Here is a 14,912-nt window from a genome sequence, read left to right as displayed (position 1 = left end):
CATCGCTGGCTTTCAAGGCGGCGAAGGCGCTGGTGTTTGAGGGGCGTGCGCAGCCGAGCGGGTATACGGAACCGTTGTTGCATAAGTTCCGGCTCGAGGTGAAGCAGCGGGGGTGAGCGGTCGACGCCTGATACTCGTTGGATATACAATGTCTTGACGTATATCCAAAGAGGCGATCATGCAGGTATCAAAGTGGGGCAACAGTCTGGCGATCCGCCTCCCTGCTGCGGTGGTGGAAGCGCTTGAGTTGCACGAAGGCGACGACGTCGAGGTTGTCATTGCGGGTGCGCGCGAATTCCAGATCAAGAAAAAGCCGACCGGTCGCGCGTTGCTCGATCGACTTCGCCAATACCGCGGGCGCTTACCCGCCGATTTCACGTTCAACCGCGACGACGCCAATCGCGATGGCTAAGGTCTTCCTGGATAGCAACGTGGCGCTTTACCTCCTGTCCGGCGACGCGGCAAAAGCGGACCGCGCCGAGGGTTTGATGGCGGAAGGCGGCGTCATCAGCGTTCAAGTGCTGAACGAGGTGGCCAATGTCACCCGGCACAAGCTGGCCATGTCGTGGCACGAGACAAACGATGTGCTGGACGCAGTCCGGGCGGTATGCACGACTGAGCCGCTGACTGTGGAAACCCACGACACCGGTCGGCGGATTTCCGAGCGGTACGGGCTGTCAGTCTATGACTCGATGATTGCAGCAGCGGCGCTACTCGCCGAATGCGATGTCCTTTACTCCGAGGACATGCATGACGGGTTGGTTATCGATGAGAGGTTACGGATTGTTAATCCGTTTGTGGGTGCGGGGGAGTGACCTTGCACAACGCGTCCCTCTTCTGATGCGCTTGCCGGAGGTCGAACGCAGCCTGATGAGTTAGCCAGGACTCGGCGCTTTTGCCAAACGCGAGCCCAAGTCGAATCGCTATTTCCGGACTGATGGCCGCGCGCCCGTCAACGATCTCAGACAGCGTTTCGCGCGACACGTCGAGGCCTTCGGCGGCGTGCGTTATCGACAGATCCAGCGGCTGAAGCCAGAGTTCGGAAAGAATTTCGCCGGGATGCGGCGGGTTACGCATACGCATGGAATTCCTCGTTCGGTGATAGCCCACGCAATCGATCGGGCCGTTTCAAATGTCTTCTCAACAAGGGGGCTGGCAGAGCTGCGCGAGTTTGCTATAATCCGCGACTTGCTGGAGAGATGGATGAGCGGTTTAAGTCGCACGCCTGGAAAGCGTGTTTAGGGTCAAACCTAACCGGGGTTCGAATCCCCGTCTCTCCGCCAGAATACGTTTCACCTTGTCGAGCAGCACCAAAACCCGCATCGAGCCTTGTGCCGACGCGGGTTTTTTGTTTTTGGCCGCAACCAAAACCGCAAATAAATCCTCTTCACGGATGCCGGATGCAATCCATCAACGCCCTCGTATACGCATCCGGTTTCTGATCAACCAAACTCACTACCACGGCCACCACAAACCCCGCCGGCACTCCAAACACCCCCGAACTGATCGACTCGATTCCAAACCACCACGCACCCGAGAACCCCGTCATCTGCGTGAAAAACGGGTACGTCGACACGATGTAGTAAACGCACACGATCAAACCCGCCAGCATCCCCGCGACCGCCCCGAGTTCAGGAATCAGCCGAACCCAATCCAGGCTTTAAGTCTTGCCCACCAGCCCAATTGCCCTTGCCACGGTGGCTCGCGATAATCCGATAAGGTGTAGTTGGACTGATTGGGTTTAAACGATTGTGGGCGTTGGGGCGTGGTGGCGTCCTGTGGAGTACTCTGCCGCTGCCTATCCAGTTCGCGCTGGCGTTTTAGATGTGGAACTGATTGCGTATGCTGGATGAACGTATGCCCCGGGCCATATTCTGAGATCGACACTGAATCCGCCTCTTTCGGAACAACGGGATTTCCGTTCTCGTCGACCGAAACCGTCTCGACCTCGACGACTGGAATACACCACGCAGCATTCACACGCTGCGCGCGTTCACCGTTCTTATCGAAACAGCGAAAAATAAAGCTTTCCGGTAAATCAGATATCGGCCATGTTTCCTTCGAGTCATTCCAATAGTATTTGGCTTCAATAGAGCCCGGGTGAGGTGACTTAGGGTCTTGAGCACCCGGTGGAAAACGCTGTGTCATATTCGTTGCTCTAGTATTCGCCGTGCACCCGCACGTAAGTGCGCAAAACCCAGCGATGATGATTAGTCGCACGGCAGAGTTCATCTTGAAATTTTGTCGAAGTAAGTGAAACGTGCGGGATAGCGGTCGCGCCCTTCGGTCTCGCAAGGCGTTCCTTTGCTCGACCAGTACATGTTGGCGGACTCAGCGAAGTCTTCAGTCACGTTCTTTTGCGCGTATTGCGACGGTGCCTGTCTATCGCTGGCTACGGCATCCTGCCATTCCCGTTTCTTTTCCGGATCGCTCCATAAACCCTCGCTCCACAGGTGTCCCGTTTCATGCAACATCGTGCTATCAATGTATCTCTGTGGAAAAGTTGACACGCCTTTCCACGGATAGAAGGCAACGCCTTGGTCGATACTGGCAGTTGCCCCCGAAGAGAACTCCGGATCGTTATATTTCCTTTGCCAGATTGCGTCTTGCAAATTGGCCACCGGGTTGATTGACACGCGCTTAAGGTCTTTGTACTGCTGCGGCGGAACGGCCTCAAGCGCTTTCGCGATCTCTTGCTGACCAGGTACGCCGTATCCTTGCTTCGGAGCTTGCGCGGGCACGTAGATATTGACCGGACGCCCGTTCACTGTTGCTGCGTACTCAGTTGCAACGCCGGGCCCTCCACCGGGAAAGTCGAAGGTAGTTTGCTGGCCGGGCCTTACTACGACGCTGTTTACATGTTTATAGAAGTCAGCCGGTGCGTCAATGCGAGCTGTCGAACCATCGAGATAGGAGCAGTCCGTTTTGCCCTTTGCATCGGATACGGGGGCCGGATAGGTTCCTTCGGAATCGTCAGCGTCGACAACTCGCGCTGACGGGGCCAAAGTTGGAGCAATGCCGAAGCTTCCCGCAGCGACCCTCACGATCGCCGATTCTTCGTTCGTGGTGAGAAAAATCCCCGGGTTATCTCCCACGATAACCCTGTTCTTTCCGCACGGGCACAGCACGGGATCTCCGTCGAGAACAGCGTCCCGTCCTTTTTCCGATATTCCTTTGCCAGTGCCATATATCTTGAATGCACCCTTGCAGTTACCGCAGGTCGCCTCATCACCGCTGAGGGCAATCTTCCTCCCGTCATCGTGAAACGTCGATGAGTAGGCCATGACAAAACCGCGCGTCGTGGTCGGATCGCCATGCCGAACCGCCGCCCTACGCATGGCTGACCCCGCCGTCCGTGTCGACAATCGGTGGCAGCGTATAAGCGGGATCGAACAGGCCGGGAACCGGTTTGCCGTCGCGAACCGTGATGCCGAATCCATCCTGCAATGTTTCCGTGATCGTGTCGTCGTTGCTCAGCCGAGAACCAACCAGCGCGAACGGCTTGTCTCCCCAAGCGGCAGCGAACCCGGCGCCGTCGATTATGGTGGCCTCGCTGCCATCGTCGTGTGTGACGATATCGCCGACACGGGCCAGTGCCGTTCCTTTGTATTCCGCCTTCGTCGATACGCGTGTGACATGTCCTCCGTCCCTAGTACGTGAACCGATGGCCACAAAAAGGTAGGCCATTTCTTTCTTCTGTTCTGACATGCTTAAGTCTCCTATTTAATTTATCTACACCGACTGGCTCCTATACAGAATAGCGTCCATTCATCAGTAAATTTGTCAAAAATAATCCAACGTTGAGACTTTTCCCTGCGAGTCGGTTAAGTTCGTATAGTCGGCAAAAGCTAGATTGAGTGCTTCGATGAAAAGGAACGGAGGACGTATATAACTTCGAACAGCACCAAAACCCGCATCGAGCCTTGTGCCGACGCGGGTTTTTTGTTTTTGGCCGCAACCAAAACCGCAAATAAATCCTCTTCACGGATGCCGGATGTAATCCACCAACGCCCTCGTATACGCATCCGGTTTCCGATCAACCAAACTCACCACCACGGCCACCACGAACCCCGCCGGCACTCCAAACACCCCCGAACTGATCGACTCGATTCCAAACCACCTCGCACCCGAGAACCCCGTCATCTGCGTGAAAAACGGGTACGTCGACACAATGTAATAGACGCACACGCTCAAACCCGCCAGCATCCCCGCGACCGCCCCAAGCTTGGTGGTCCGCTTCCAGAACACCCCCAGCACAAGCGCCGGAAACAAACTGGACGCCGCCAACGAAAACGCCGCCCCCACCAGGAACAAGATATTCCCGGTATTGAGCGAAGCCACGTAAGAAGCAAACAATGCCACGCCCAGCAGCAATATCTTCGATATGGTCACCCTTCGCTGACTACTCGCGGTCTTGTCGACCATGCAGTAATAGACGTCGTGCGAGAGCGCATTCGCAATCGTCAGCAGCAGGCCGTCTGCGGTGGAAAGCGCCGCGGCCAGCGCGCCCGCCGCGATCAACCCCGACATCACATACGGCAGCCCCGCAATCTCGGGCGCGGCGAGCACCACCATATCCGGCTGCATCTGGATACCGGACCAGCGCACGATGCCGTCGCCGTTTACATCGCCGATACGAATCAGATACGGCTCCACCTTGCGCCATTGCATGACCCAGGCAGGAAGGTCAGCGAACTTGTGCCCGACGATTCCCGTCAGCATCTCGTACTTGATCAGCACCGCGAGCACGGGCACGGTCACATAGAACAGCGCGACGAAAAACAGCGTCCAGCCGACCGAACGCCGCGCGGAAGCCACGGATGTCGTCGTGTTGTAGCGCGTCAGGATATGCGGCAGGCTCGCCGTTCCCACCGACAGACATAGCAGCAACGACAGGAAATTCCGCCGGTGCAGCCGCGCGCTTTCATCGTCGGAAGGGGGGAATGCTTCGGCCATGGGCACCGGTGGCGCCGCGCGTTCGAGCATCGCATCGCGGGCATGGCTCCATTGCACATTCGCCTCGGTGGGATTTTTCGGGAACGACGCCAGTTCGCGCTCCCGCTCGCTGATATCGCGCAGCGGCCCGTTGTGCCGGCGCAGATCCGCGATCTCCTCCACCAGCCGCGCCTGCCCGGTATGAAACGACGCCGGCAACGCATCGATCTGCGTCTGGATCTGCTGCGCCTGGCGCTTGTAGTCGTCGCGAACCCTGGCTTCCTCGGGAGAGCGTTCAACCAGCCGCTCAAGCACCTCCACACGCTCCAGCAAACGCCCGTAGGAAAGCTGCGGCAACCAGCCAAGCCCCTCGCGATGCGCAATCATCGACACGGGAATCAGCATGGCGCTGATCAGGATGATGTACTGCGCAACCTGCGTCCACGTGACCGCGCGCATGCCGCCAAGAAACGAGCACACGAGAATGCCGGCGAGCCCGCAGAAGATGCCGATAGCGAAATCGATACCGATAAACCGCGACGCAATCAGCCCGATGCCCTGGATCTGTGCGACGAGATAAACGAACGAGCACAGGATGGCCGCGAACGCCGCGATCCCTCGCACGAGGTTGCTCGAGAAGCGCGTGCCGAGGAAATCGGGAATGGTGTAGCGAGCAAGCTTGCGGACGTAGGGCGCAAGCAGGAACGCGACGAGGCAATAGCCCCCGGTCCAGCCCATCATGTAGGCAAGGCCGTCGTAGCCGGTTGCATAGATGGACCCGGCCAGCCCGATGAACGACGCCGCCGATAACCAGTCCGCCGCGGTGGCCATGCCGTTGAACGCTGACGGTACGCGCCGCCCGGCCACGTAATACTCGACGAGGTCCGACGTCCGCGACAACAAGCCGATCACGGCATACACGGCTATGGGCACGAACAGGAACACGTAGCCGATCCACATGCCCGGGCCGGTTACGCGCTCTATGCGCGCCATCACGTAGATGAACAGGAAGAAGCCGAGCGTGTACAGCGCGTAGGCCCGTATGAGTCGATGGGTGAGCTTCATCGGCAATTCATGACTCGGGCTTGACCGGGGCAAGCATGCCAAGGGTCCGTTGCAAGCGGGTATCGGCGAACTGCATCAGCACGATGTACACCACGATCAATGCGACATACACCAGGATCGCACCCTGCGCACCGAAATAAAACGGCAGCGGAAAGCCTGCGAAACGGATGCCGTCGAGCCGCGTCGCCATCAGCGGAATGCCGAACGAGACCACGAAGCCGATCAGCATCAGCACCGATATCAACGCGAGATTCGTTCGCCAATACAACCGGTGCGCGCGCGCCATCGCCTCCGTGACGGGCGGTGGTTCAGGAGGGCTTGCAGCGGTCGGTGGGATCAAAGCCATGTGCTTATCTACCAAATGCTTCAAGACGCGGCAATCGGGATCGACATCGCGTGCCGGCCCGGAATACACGCTCGCTATATAAAAACGGCTTCCTGAAACAGGAAGCCGCTCTTTAAAGCCAGATGATACTCAAGCCAAATTCAATACGCTTCGCCGAGTTGATCGAGGATTGCGGGATTCTCGAGTGTCGACACGTCCTGCGTGATCGCCTCGTCCTTCGCCAGCGAACGCAACAGGCGCCGCATGATCTTGCCGGAGCGGGTCTTCGGGAGGTTATCGCCGAAACGAATGTCCTTCGGTTTCGCGATCGGACCGATTTCCTTCGCGACCCACGCCCGCAGTTCATTGGCGATCTGCCTGGCTTCCGCGCCATCGGGGCGCGAGCGCTTCAGCACGACGAACGCGCACACCGCTTCGCCGGTCGTATCGTCGGGACGGCCGACCACCGCGGCCTCCGCCACGATCGGATTCGACACCAGCGCCGACTCGATCTCCATGGTCCCAAGCCGATGCCCCGACACGTTCAGCACGTCGTCGATCCGGCCCATGATCGTGAAGTAACCCGTCTCCTTGTCGCACACGGCGCCGTCGCCGGCGAGGTACAGCTTGCCGCCGAGTTCTTCCGGGAAGTAGCTCTTCTTGTAGCGCTCCGGATCGCCCCATACGTTGCGCAACCCCGACGGCCACGGCCGCTTGATGACCAGGATCCCGCCCTGCCCGTTCGGCACGTCCTGACCGGTTTCATCGACAACAGCCGCCATGATGCCCGGCAACGGCAGCGTGCAGGAACCCGGCACGAGAGGCGTTGCGCCCGGCAGCGGCGTGATCATGTGGCCGCCGGTTTCGGTCTGCCACCACGTGTCGACGATAGGGCAAGCGCCGCCGCCCACGTTCTCGTGATACCACATCCACGCTTCCGGATTGATCGGCTCGCCGACGGTGCCAAGAATGCGCAACGACGACAGGTCAAAGCTCTTCGGATGCACTTTTGCATCGGCTTCGGCCATCTTGATCAGCGAGCGGATAGCGGTCGGCGCGGTGTAGAAGATCGTGACCTTGTGCCTGGCGATCATTTCCCAGAAGCGCCCGGCGTTCGGGTAGGTCGGCACGCCTTCGAACACGACCTGGGTCGCACCAATGGCGGTCGGACCATACGCAATGTAGCTATGCCCGGTGATCCAGCCAATGTCGGCGGTGCACCAGAACACGTCGTCAGGCTTGGCGTCGAAGGTCCACTTCATGGTCTGCGCGGCCCACAGCAAAAATCCGCCGGTGCTGTGCTGAACGCCCTTCGGTTTGCCCGTGGAACCCGACGTGTACAAGATGAACAGCGGATGTTCGGCGCTGACCCATTCCGGCTCGCACTTGTCAGCTTCGTTCGCGACCAGCTCGTGCATCCAGAGATCGCGGTCTTCATGCCATTGGATCTTGCCGCCGGTGCGCTTGTACACGATCACGCTCGTGACCGCTTCGCAACCGCCGGCGGCGATGGCTTCATCGGCAATGTTCTTCAGCGGCAGCGCCTTGCCGCCGCGCATTTGTTCGTCCGATGTAACGAGCGCAACCGCGCCCACATCGACCAGCCGTTCGTTGAGCGACTTCGACGAAAACCCGCCGAACACCACCGAGTGCGTCGCGCCAATGCGCGCGCAGGCTTGCATGGCGACCACGCCTTCCACCGACATCGGCATGTAGATCACCACGCGATCGCCTTTCTTCACGCCGCGCTTCTTGAGTGCGTTGGCGAAGCGGCAGACGCGCTGCAGGAGATCCTGGTATGTGACGTTCACGACGGTGCCGTCATCGGCTTCGAAGATGATCGCGTTCTTCGCACCGTGACCGGCTTCCACATGACGGTCGATGCAGTTATACGACGCGTTGATCTCGCCGTCCTCGAACCACTTGTAGAACGGCGGATTCGATTCGTCGAGAACGGTGGTGAACGGCTTGTGCCAGCTAAGCGTCTCGCGCGCGAGACGCGCCCAGAAGCCTTCGTAATCGCGTTCGGCTTCGGACGTCAAAGCCTTGTACGCGTCCATGCCAGAAATCGCTGCGCCGGCCGATGCTTTGGCCGAGGGCGGAAAAATACGGCGTTCCTGGAGTACGGATTCAATCGCAGACATCGACAACCCCTTCTTTGATGGTAAATCTGATGACCGCGACTCCGGAACCCAAGCCCCGAAGCCGCCATGTTTTCAGGCGTGGACGACACGCGCAATTGCCCAGCGCCGTGCCGCGTCTCCTGCCTCTGTGCTTGCCTGTTCGATGCAGCGCAGCATACGCGCGCCAGGCTTTATACGGCGAAGATAAGCCGCGCTCCTTACCCGCTACTTACGCAATCCACCCGATGACCACGGGGTATACACGTAGGGGTCGTCACTTTTACAATGCGGCCCTTTCAACGCGCCAACACCATGATGCACCCGGCTCTCGCTTGCTGCCTCGGCCCCGCGCGATGCATGACGCGCAATGTCATGTTAACTGAACTCGTTGCCCGGATTCCAGCTTGAATCGTTACGCGCTCTACCTCATCGCAGCCATGCAGCAGCGTAGCCTGAGCGTCTGGAACCTCGTGCTCTGGTATGGACTCTCGGCAAGCGTCTTTTCGTTCTGGCTGTGAATGACAGGCATCTGGCACGTGAACGGCAGTCTCGCAAGCGTGTTTTGCGGACTCTTGCCGATGACGGCGGCGCTCTGCGGCATTGTGTTTCTGGGTGAGCGTCCGACTATCGCGCCCGGGATTGCGCTGGCGTGCGTGGTCGCCGGGATCGTGCTGGCCAGCATGAAGGAAAAACGGCGCCGTCGATGATTTCTTGACCGGAAACCGCTTCCAGCGAGGTTTCCCACGGGTTTCGCGCGCGCGGCGGAACCGCCGGTGAGCAGTTTTGGAGCATGCAGCGCGTGCGGACGTCCTCAGGGTTGACCCGCAACCCGGCGGCGCCATCGCGCTACAATAACGCGCTTTCTCAAAAATGTGCGTGGGAGCCCGCTTCGCGCCCGCCACGTCCAACGCACGTACGGAATCAACCAACCTCACACGACCCGGCACCGCTCATGTCCGCATCCCCGAACATCCCCGGCACCCGTCCTCCGCGCCCTTCAATGAAGCCTCTTCCCGCCGTTATTTTCATGAGCCGCTGGCTCCAGGTGCCGCTGTATCTCGGCCTGATCGTGGCGCAAGGCGTGTATGTCGTCCTGTTCCTGAAGGAAGTCTGGCACCTCGTCACTCACATGACGACGCTCGATGAAACCAACATCATGCTGGTCGTCCTCGGCCTGATCGACGTGGTGATGATCTCGAACCTGCTGATCATGGTGATCGTGGGCGGCTACGAAACCTTCGTCTCGCGGCTCGGCGTGGAAGGCCACCCCGACCAGCCGGAATGGCTCGATCATGTGAATGCCGGCGTGCTGAAGGTCAAGCTGTCCATGGCGCTCATCAGCATCTCGTCCATCCATCTGCTGAAAACCTTCATCAACCCGGACCAGTACTCCGAGCACGCGGTGATGTGGCAGGTGATCATTCACCTGGCGTTCCTGCTGTCGGCGCTGATCATGGCGTGGGTCGACCGCCTGACCACGCACACGCACCCCGAGCATTTTCATGAGCCATCCGCCACGCCAGCGAAGGCGCACGAGCAAGCAGCAGAATTACACCCATGAGCGCGTTCAAAGCGCCGATGAAAGTACCCATAAAGTCCCGATAACGTCCCTTCCCCACACGTTCAAGCCATGACCATCATCAAGCAGGAAGACCTGATCCAGAGCATTGCGGATTCGCTTCAGCACATCAGCTTTTACCATCCGCTCGACTACATCCAGGCACTCGGCCGCGCGTACGAACTCGAAGAGAGTCCGGCCGCAAAAGACGCCATCGCGCAGATCCTGACAAACAGCCGCATGTGCGCGGAAGGCCATCGGCCGATCTGCCAGGACACGGGCATCGTCACGGTGTTCGTGAAAGTGGGCATGGACGTACGCTGGGACGGTGCGACCATGGGCGTCACCGACATGATCAACGAAGGCGTGCGCCGCGGTTACCTGAACCCGGACAACGTGCTGCGCGCATCCATCGTCAGCCCGCCCGAAGGCGCGCGCAAGAACACGAAGGACAACACGCCGGCGGTGATCCACTACGAGATCGTCCCCGGCGATAAAGTCGATGTCCAGATCGCGGCCAAGGGCGGCGGCTCGGAGAACAAGACGAAGTTCGCGATGCTCAACCCGTCGGACTCCATCGTCGACTGGGTGCTGAAAACCGTGCCGCTGATGGGCGCTGGATGGTGCCCTCCCGGCATGCTCGGAATCGGCATCGGCGGGACGGCGGAGAAGGCGATGGTCATGGCGAAGGAATCGCTGATGGACGCCATCGATATCCAGGACGTCATCGCACGCGGGCCGCAGGACTGGATCGAAGAGTTGCGCGTCGAGCTGCACGAGAAGGTCAACGCGCTGGGCATTGGCGCGCAGGGTCTGGGCGGCCTCGCCACCGTGCTCGATGTGAAGATCATGGCTGCTCCCACACACGCGGCATCGAAGCCGATCGCGATCATCCCGAACTGCGCGGCCACGCGCCACGCGCATTTCACGCTCGACGGTTCGGGCGTGGCGAAACTCGACGTGCCTTCGCTCGACGCCTGGCCGAAGGTCGAGTGGGTCGCCAACACGGAAACTAGCCAGCGCGTTGACCTGAATACGCTGACGAAGGAACAGGTCGCGGCATGGAAGCCTGGCCAGACGCTGCTGCTCTCCGGCAAGATGCTGACGGGGCGCGACGCGGCCCACAAACGTATTGCCGACATGCTCGCCAAGGGCGAAAAGCTGCCTGTCGATTTCACCAACCGCGTGATTTATTATGTCGGCCCGGTTGATCCCGTCCGCGAGGAAGTGGTTGGCCCGGCAGGTCCCACCACGGCCACGCGCATGGACAAGTTCACCGACATGATGCTGTCGCAAACCGGCCTGATCTCGATGATCGGCAAGGCGGAGCGCGGCCCGGTTGCCATCGAGGCGATCAAGAAGCACAACGCCGCGTACATGATGGCGGTGGGCGGCGCGGCGTACCTGGTTTCTAAGGCGATTCGCGGCGCCGAGGTCATCGCGTTCGAAGACCTCGGCATGGAAGCCATCTATGAATTCGACGTACAGGATATGCCGGTGACGGTTGCCGTTGATTCGGCCGGAACCTCCGTGCATCAGACTGGACCGAAGGAATGGCAAGCAAAGATCGGCAAGATTCCGGTCGCGACGGTTTAAACTACGACCTTAGCAATACGAGCTAAAAAGAGCCGGGCCATGCGCCCGGCTCTTGCATTTTCGGGCTGCTGCGAAGAGAACTGTTTTCATTCTCATTCCATCGCGCGAAAACGTGAAATCCCTGCGACATCTCTATGAAATAGCGGGGAAAACACCCTTTTTCATCTTGGCTTTTTAAACTTGAGCGGTTATGTTTGAACAGCTGAAACGCCCACACAAGGAACCAACATGCAAGGCGACGTAAAAGCCCTCGAATACCTCAACCAGCAGCTGAAGAACGAGCTGACTGCGATCAACCAGTACTTCCTGCATGCGCGCATGTACAAGCACTGGGGGCTGGAAAAGCTCGGCAAGCATGAATACGACGAGTCGATCGGCGAGATGAAGCATGCCGACTGGCTGATCCAGCGTATTTTCATGCTTGATGGCCTGCCGAACCTGCAAGACCTGCACAAGCTGCTGATTGGTGAAGAGACCGAAGAAATCCTCAAATGCGACTTGAAGCTCGAACAGATTTCGCAGAGCACATGCAAGGAAGCCATCGCCTATTGCGAGTCGGTTCGCGATTTCATCTCGCGTGAAATCTTTGTGAAGATTCTCGACGATACGGAAGAGCACATCGACTGGCTGGAAACGCAAATCGATCTGGTGGCAAAGGTCGGCATCCAGAACTATCAGCAAACCATGATGGGCGAGAACGAGTAAACTACCGGCCATAATGCCATTCGACGCCCTTCGTTCATCGTCTAGCCCCGCGGTTTATGTTGGTGCCTCTCCCGAGGCGCCTGGTTCGAACGCGCCCATCGGTATTTTCGATTCGGGCCTCGGCGGTTTGTCCGTGTTACGCGCGGTACGTGCCGCGTTGCCGGACGAACGGTTGATCTACGCCGCGGATTCGCTGTACGCGCCATACGGTGAACGCGATGACGACTTTATCGCCGACCGGACGCTCGCGATCTGCGAATGGCTGGTATCGCAGGGCGCGAAGGCCCTGGTAGTCGCATGCAACACGGCCACCTCGCAGTCAATTGCTCAAGCCCGCGAACGCTTGGCCGTTCCCGTGATCGGCGTGGAACCGGGCATCAAGCCGGCGGCAATCACGTCGCAAACGCGCGTGGTGGGCGTACTTGCGACGGCCGTTACGCTGCGCAGCGCGCGGTTTCAGGCGCTGGCCGAGCGCCATACCGGCGACTGCCGCTTCATCCTGCAGCCGGGCCACGGCCTCGTGCAGGCGGTGGAACGCTGCGACACGGACTCGCCGGAGCTCGTCGCGCTGCTGCGAAGCTATGTGCAGCCCATGCTCGACGCCAACGCCGACACGCTGGTGCTCGGCTGCACGCACTACCCCTTTCTCGATGAAGCCATCCGCTCCATTGCCGGCGATCGGCTCACGCTGGTCGACACAAGCATCGCGATTGCGCGGCAACTCGAACGGCAACTGGATTCGTTTGGTCTGCGCGCAATGCCTGCCCAGACTCATGATCAAGTTCAGGATCAAACTCAGGCTCAGGCAATCGAATTGCCGCGCTTTTACTCCACCAATGACGGTAAGGCTCTGCGACAACTCGCGGCGTCGCTGCTCGGGCTGGATGTGGCCGTCGAACACGTCGTGATCCCCTCACGACGTGCGCTGGGACTGGAATCCGATCCGGTCTGAGGCAGCGCTTCACAGCGGTTCCAAGCCCCCCGTTCGCTTCAAAATCGCAAAAAAACCACTCTATCGGCTGAAAAAGCCCCTTCCACGCACGCGGTTTCAGTTTTTTACATACGTCGGATGCTTTCTGCGACAAGGCTCTGCGCCCCGGCCCCTTTTCCCACCCGGCGCATGCCGAAAAAAACCATTCACCCCTATTGCCAACTTCCTCATAAGGAATGATAATAATTCGCATTAACGTTAGCTATCGCGGTTGATCATGATCGTCTGTGTATGCAAGTCAGTGTCGGACAGAAAGATTCGCGCCTCAATCGCGGATGGCGTTGTTACGTTCGACGAACTGCAATTCGAACTGGGTGTCGCCCTGTGCTGCGGCAAATGCGAAGAAACCGTGCGCGACGTGATGTTGCAAAGCGGTTGCGCGTCGCATTGCAGCATGCGCGGCGATCAGCATCAGGCTGTACCCATGACGTTCTACGAACGCAAGGCTGCGTAAGCACGCTTCAGGTCAACGGGGATTCGCGTTCGCGGGTCACTGCTGCATCACCACACTGACCACACGATGCATGGCTTTCAAGCCGATCGTCACGCTCCGCAAGTCTGTTTGACATAGCAGTCTCTGACATCGCAGTCTCCGCTTCTCCGCCCGCAAGCCAGGTCACATTGAGCCAGCCCGCCAACCCCCATCCAAGGAGGGAACGATGGAATTGCTGATCGGTTTTGTGACCACACTGTTTATTTCTCTGCTCATCTTCCGAAAATGAAGTCCTCCAGACTTACACGCTGCATGGGCTTTCGCTGTTCGTACGGCGTCACCACCGTACAACCACGCTGATATGCCGTCTCCCAAGATATCGGCCGGCAATTCGGCTGTGGCACTTAACGCTTATCCCTTCCGTTCGATCGAATCCCCGGGTATCAATCCGCGCGTGATTGCAGCTAGCGTCGCTGTAGTGGCGATTCACGTGGGCCTGCTCGCCGTTGTGCTGACCATGCGCAACGAGACGCCGCCGCGACCGATCGAATCGAAGACAATCACCGCCGAACTGATCAGCCGCGCGCCGCCGCAACCGGTCGCAGCGCCCGTGGCAATTCAGTCGACGCCCGTTCCTCCGCCGCCGAAACCGGTTCCACCGAAGCCGGTACCCAAGCCCAAGCCGGTCGTTCAGCCGCGTGTGAAAGCCGCACCGACACCGCTACCGGAAACCGCCGCACCCTCGCCTGTTGCGGCGGCCGCGCCTGAGCCGGCTCCCGCTCCGCCTACACCGCCTGTTGCGGCAGCGCCGGCCGCCGCGCCGGCTATCGGGCGTCCTACGATGGCGCTCAACGCGCCAAAGGACGTCGCGCATCTCGAATGCAACATCGCGATGCCGGAGTACCCGGCAATGTCGCGGCGTCGTGGGGAATCCGGAACGGCACTGGTGAAGTTCGTCGTCGGGCTGACGGGGAAGATCGAGAACATCGAACTGAAGAAGAGCAGCGGATCATCGCGGCTGGATGATGCCGCGCTGGATGCCATGCGTGCGAGCGCATGCAAGCCCTATAAGGAAAACGGGGTGGCCATCCGCGCCGCGTATTCCCAGCCGTTCGTATTCGGGCTGAACGACTGACGCGACAGTCGGGACCGATCCGTCGAACGCTGAACAACACAAAAAA

The 14,912-nt window shown here is 59.4% G+C and carries 15 protein-coding genes, 1 tRNA gene and 2 pseudogenes; 10 read left to right on the top strand and 8 right to left on the bottom strand.

Going from position 1 to position 14,912, the window contains the following annotated elements; all coding sequences use genetic code 11:
- Positions 1-178 precede the first annotated feature (178 nt).
- The gene (locus AWB69_RS38540) at positions 179-412 is read left to right on the top strand and encodes an AbrB/MazE/SpoVT family DNA-binding domain-containing protein (RefSeq protein WP_062092026.1); all 234 of its coding nucleotides are present in this window, start codon (positions 179-181) and stop codon (positions 410-412) included.
- The gene (locus AWB69_RS38535; RefSeq protein WP_062092025.1) at positions 405-815 is read left to right on the top strand and encodes a PIN domain-containing protein; all 411 of its coding nucleotides are present in this window, start codon (positions 405-407) and stop codon (positions 813-815) included. The genes AWB69_RS38540 and AWB69_RS38535 overlap by 8 nt, the downstream gene beginning before the upstream one ends.
- Here the strand turns inward: AWB69_RS38535 and AWB69_RS38530 are convergent.
- Positions 787-1,083 carry a HigA family addiction module antitoxin gene (locus AWB69_RS38530; RefSeq protein WP_062092024.1) on the bottom strand — a complete coding sequence of 99 codons (297 nt, stop codon included), beginning with the start codon at positions 1,081-1,083 and terminating at the stop codon, positions 787-789. The genes AWB69_RS38535 and AWB69_RS38530 overlap by 29 nt on opposite strands.
- Positions 1,084-1,193: 110 nt before the next feature.
- Here AWB69_RS38530 and AWB69_RS38525 point away from each other — a divergent pair.
- A tRNA-Ser gene (locus AWB69_RS38525) sits at positions 1,194-1,283 on the top strand.
- A 104-nt stretch (positions 1,284-1,387) separates the two neighbouring features.
- Here AWB69_RS38525 and AWB69_RS38520 read toward each other — a convergent pair.
- The 7 genes and pseudogenes from AWB69_RS38520 to acs form a co-directional block, all read right to left on the bottom strand.
- A pseudogene (locus AWB69_RS38520) lies at positions 1,388-1,627 on the bottom strand (cation acetate symporter); the annotation flags it as partial.
- An 11-nt stretch (positions 1,628-1,638) separates the two neighbouring features.
- A complete protein-coding gene (locus tag AWB69_RS48300; protein WP_156529127.1) occupies positions 1,639-2,148 on the bottom strand; it encodes a hypothetical protein in 510 nt (169 codons plus the stop codon).
- Positions 2,149-2,228: 80 nt separating this feature from the next.
- Positions 2,229-3,338 (bottom strand): PAAR domain-containing protein, encoded by a 1,110-nt coding sequence (locus AWB69_RS48295; RefSeq protein WP_062092022.1) that lies wholly within the window; start codon positions 3,336-3,338, stop codon positions 2,229-2,231.
- Positions 3,331-3,708 carry a PAAR domain-containing protein gene (locus tag AWB69_RS48925; protein WP_197500412.1) on the bottom strand — a complete coding sequence of 126 codons (378 nt, stop codon included), beginning with the start codon at positions 3,706-3,708 and terminating at the stop codon, positions 3,331-3,333. Before AWB69_RS48925 ends, AWB69_RS48295 begins: the two co-directional genes overlap by 8 nt.
- 273 nt (positions 3,709-3,981) lie before the next feature.
- On the bottom strand, positions 3,982-6,000 hold the full coding sequence (locus tag AWB69_RS38505) for a sodium:solute symporter family protein (protein ID WP_062092021.1): 2,019 nt from the start codon (positions 5,998-6,000) through the stop codon (positions 3,982-3,984).
- A gap of 7 nt (positions 6,001-6,007) precedes the next feature.
- Positions 6,008-6,346, bottom strand: coding sequence for a DUF4212 domain-containing protein (locus AWB69_RS38500; RefSeq protein ID WP_075644066.1), 339 nt, complete (start codon positions 6,344-6,346; stop codon positions 6,008-6,010).
- A 140-nt stretch (positions 6,347-6,486) separates the two neighbouring features.
- A complete protein-coding gene (gene acs, locus AWB69_RS38495) occupies positions 6,487-8,469 on the bottom strand; it encodes an acetate--CoA ligase (RefSeq protein ID WP_062092019.1) in 1,983 nt (660 codons plus the stop codon).
- Positions 8,470-8,903: 434 nt separating this feature from the next.
- Between acs and AWB69_RS38490 the strand changes: the two are divergent.
- The 7 genes and pseudogenes from AWB69_RS38490 to AWB69_RS38460 all read left to right on the top strand — a co-directional run.
- Positions 8,904-9,155 (top strand): annotated as a pseudogene (locus tag AWB69_RS38490) (EamA family transporter); the annotation flags it as partial.
- Between the two features lie 245 nt (positions 9,156-9,400).
- Positions 9,401-10,009, top strand: a complete 609-nt coding sequence (locus AWB69_RS38485; RefSeq protein WP_062092017.1) for a TIGR00645 family protein — start codon at positions 9,401-9,403, stop codon at positions 10,007-10,009.
- A 69-nt stretch (positions 10,010-10,078) separates the two neighbouring features.
- The gene (locus tag AWB69_RS38480) at positions 10,079-11,602 is read left to right on the top strand and encodes a fumarate hydratase (protein ID WP_062092016.1); all 1,524 of its coding nucleotides are present in this window, start codon (positions 10,079-10,081) and stop codon (positions 11,600-11,602) included.
- A 228-nt stretch (positions 11,603-11,830) separates the two neighbouring features.
- Entirely contained in the window at positions 11,831-12,307 is a 477-nt protein-coding gene (gene bfr / locus AWB69_RS38475; RefSeq protein ID WP_062092015.1) for a bacterioferritin, read from the top strand.
- A gap of 13 nt (positions 12,308-12,320) precedes the next feature.
- On the top strand, positions 12,321-13,259 hold the full coding sequence (gene murI / locus AWB69_RS38470; RefSeq protein WP_062092014.1) for a glutamate racemase: 939 nt from the start codon (positions 12,321-12,323) through the stop codon (positions 13,257-13,259).
- Between the two features lie 256 nt (positions 13,260-13,515).
- Complete coding sequence (locus AWB69_RS38465) at positions 13,516-13,752, top strand: (2Fe-2S)-binding protein (protein ID WP_062092033.1); 237 nt, start codon at positions 13,516-13,518, stop codon at positions 13,750-13,752.
- Positions 13,753-14,092: 340 nt separating this feature from the next.
- Positions 14,093-14,866, top strand: coding sequence for an energy transducer TonB (locus AWB69_RS38460; RefSeq protein WP_082913775.1), 774 nt, complete (start codon positions 14,093-14,095; stop codon positions 14,864-14,866).
- Positions 14,867-14,912 lie beyond the last annotated feature (46 nt).

This window comes from Caballeronia udeis, from assembly GCF_001544555.2.
Classification (GTDB): domain Bacteria; phylum Pseudomonadota; class Gammaproteobacteria; order Burkholderiales; family Burkholderiaceae; genus Caballeronia; species Caballeronia udeis.
This window is presented reverse-complemented; position numbering and strand designations above follow the sequence as displayed.

Excerpts from the sequence above, each read along its gene's own strand:
- AWB69_RS38540 (WP_062092026.1), top strand. The coding sequence starts at position 179 with ATGCAGGTATCAAAGTGGGGCAACAGTCTGGCGATCCGCCTCCCTGCT.
- AWB69_RS38535 (WP_062092025.1), top strand. The coding sequence starts at position 405 with ATGGCTAAGGTCTTCCTGGATAGCAACGTGGCGCTTTACCTCCTGTCC.
- AWB69_RS38530 (WP_062092024.1), bottom strand. The coding sequence starts at position 1,083 with ATGCGTATGCGTAACCCGCCGCATCCCGGCGAAATTCTTTCCGAACTC.
- AWB69_RS48300 (WP_156529127.1), bottom strand. The coding sequence starts at position 2,148 with ATGACACAGCGTTTTCCACCGGGTGCTCAAGACCCTAAGTCACCTCAC.
- AWB69_RS48295 (WP_062092022.1), bottom strand. The coding sequence starts at position 3,338 with ATGCGTAGGGCGGCGGTTCGGCATGGCGATCCGACCACGACGCGCGGT.
- AWB69_RS48925 (WP_197500412.1), bottom strand. The coding sequence starts at position 3,708 with ATGTCAGAACAGAAGAAAGAAATGGCCTACCTTTTTGTGGCCATCGGT.
- AWB69_RS38505 (WP_062092021.1), bottom strand. The coding sequence starts at position 6,000 with ATGAAGCTCACCCATCGACTCATACGGGCCTACGCGCTGTACACGCTC.
- AWB69_RS38500 (WP_075644066.1), bottom strand. The coding sequence starts at position 6,346 with ATGGCTTTGATCCCACCGACCGCTGCAAGCCCTCCTGAACCACCGCCC.
- acs (WP_062092019.1), bottom strand. The coding sequence starts at position 8,469 with ATGTCTGCGATTGAATCCGTACTCCAGGAACGCCGTATTTTTCCGCCC.
- AWB69_RS38485 (WP_062092017.1), top strand. The coding sequence starts at position 9,401 with ATGTCCGCATCCCCGAACATCCCCGGCACCCGTCCTCCGCGCCCTTCA.
- AWB69_RS38480 (WP_062092016.1), top strand. The coding sequence starts at position 10,079 with ATGACCATCATCAAGCAGGAAGACCTGATCCAGAGCATTGCGGATTCG.
- bfr (WP_062092015.1), top strand. The coding sequence starts at position 11,831 with ATGCAAGGCGACGTAAAAGCCCTCGAATACCTCAACCAGCAGCTGAAG.
- murI (WP_062092014.1), top strand. The coding sequence starts at position 12,321 with ATGCCATTCGACGCCCTTCGTTCATCGTCTAGCCCCGCGGTTTATGTT.
- AWB69_RS38465 (WP_062092033.1), top strand. The coding sequence starts at position 13,516 with ATGATCGTCTGTGTATGCAAGTCAGTGTCGGACAGAAAGATTCGCGCC.
- AWB69_RS38460 (WP_082913775.1), top strand. The coding sequence starts at position 14,093 with ATGCCGTCTCCCAAGATATCGGCCGGCAATTCGGCTGTGGCACTTAAC.